This is a genomic window from Hydrogenophaga sp. (assembly GCF_030158645.1).
In the GTDB taxonomy this organism is placed as follows: domain Bacteria; phylum Pseudomonadota; class Gammaproteobacteria; order Burkholderiales; family Burkholderiaceae_C; genus Hydrogenophaga.
The window spans coordinates 1-1628 of the sequence record NZ_JAOASO010000109.1; the positions used below are offsets into that span (position 1 = coordinate 1).

Genomic DNA, 1628 nt, shown 5'->3' on the forward strand with positions numbered 1-1628 from the left:
GCGTGGGCGATGCGCACGAGAGGTATGGTGGTTTTCGTCATGACATCAACTCCACACGGAGGCCCTGCTCCACCTCGGCTCGCGGTATCAGCGTGGGCCAGATGCCCAGCAGTTCGCTGGTGTTGTGCAGCCCCGTGAAGCCGCAGGTGTAGGCCGGGCCGCTCAGGCCGATCCAGGGAAACAGGCGGCCAAACCCGTCGGCGGCGGCCTTGTCCTGCGTGCGCAGCACCAGGCGCGTCCAGATTTCGTTGCTCTGGTTGAGCGCGTCGGCTTTGGGCAGCGGCGCGAGCGCGCCGTGCGCCGAATTGAGGCCGGGGTACTCCACGTACAGCTCGTCGTGGGCAATGCGTTTGTCCTTCAGCAGCGTGCGGATGGTGGCCTGCGCCGCCTGCGCCTTGTCCCACGCATCGGGCCACGAGAAGCCCCAGGTCACTTCGGCCTTGTAGCCGTCGCGGAAACCCGCCACCACCTTGAGCGTGTCGGTGGGCGGGCTGCCACGTGCGCCGGTGAGGCGCACGCGGTCATGGCCTTCGTCGTGCAGCGTGATGTGGCCCATGTCCAGCACCACGTCGGGCGACAAATAGGCGTGCGGGTTGTGCACCTCGTACAGCAGTTGCTGGCGCACGGTGTCGAAGTTGACGCGCCCGCCGGTGTCGGGCGCCTTGGTGATGAGCGCCGTGCCGTCTTCATGCACCTCGGCGATGGGGTAACCGATGTGCGCCAGATCGGGGATGGCCTGCCACGCGCCCTGGCTGCCGAAGTTGCCGCCACTGCCTTGCCCCGAACACTCCAGCAAATGCCCCACGGTGAGGCCTTGGGCCAGGCGGTTCAGGTCTTGTTCGGTGGTGGCGTCCTTCAGCGTCCAGCCCAGACCCTGCACCAGCGGGCCGAGGAAGAGCGCCGCGTCGGCCACGCGACCGGTGATCACGATGTCGGCGCCCGCGTCCAGGGCGTCCACGATGGGCTTGGCACCCACGTACGCGTTGGCAAACACCAGCCGCTCGCGCACGCTGGCCAGGCCCTGGTGGGTGAAGAGGTGGTCAAAACCCGCCTCGGCGCTTTGCAACCGCGGCAAAACATCGTCGCCCGTCACCACCGCCACCTTCGCTTGCCAACCTTTGGCCTGGAACGCGGCGAGCACCGCCTGTGCCGCGCCGCGCGGGTTGAGCCCGCCGGCGTTGCAGACAAAGCGCACCCCGCGCTCGCGCATCAGCGGCCACAGCTTCAGCAGCATGGGCACCACGTCGCGCGCATAGCCCAGCGCCGGGTCGCGCTGGCGGTCTTTCTGCAGGATGGCCAGCGTGAGCTCGGCGAGGTGGTCGCTGGCGATGAACTGCACACCACCGCGCTCGATGCTCGCCGCCACGGGCTCCCAGTTGTCGCCGTAGAACCCCAGGCCGGCGCCGATGCGTACAGATTTCATGCGTTCGATCTTCATGTTGCCTCGGAGACTCCGGATGGGGGACAACCCCTAGCGGCAGTCGCTGGCAAGACAGCTATAAATTGCGCACACCGCCGGGGACGGCTGCCACAAAGTTTGCAGCAACCTCCCCGGTCGGCAGCGCCAGAAAAAAACAGGAGACATGCGTGCAACTGCTGCAACTGCTCATCAGCGGTGCGGCCCAGGG

1 protein-coding gene is annotated in these 1628 nt (G+C 67.3%); it reads right to left on the reverse strand.

Annotated features, from left to right (window positions below; translation table 11 throughout):
* Positions 1-37: 37 nt before the first annotated feature.
* Positions 38-1438 (reverse strand): acyclic terpene utilization AtuA family protein, encoded by a 1401-nt coding sequence (locus Q1W68_RS12505; RefSeq protein WP_300716883.1) that lies wholly within the window; start codon positions 1436-1438, stop codon positions 38-40.
* Positions 1439-1628 lie beyond the last annotated feature (190 nt).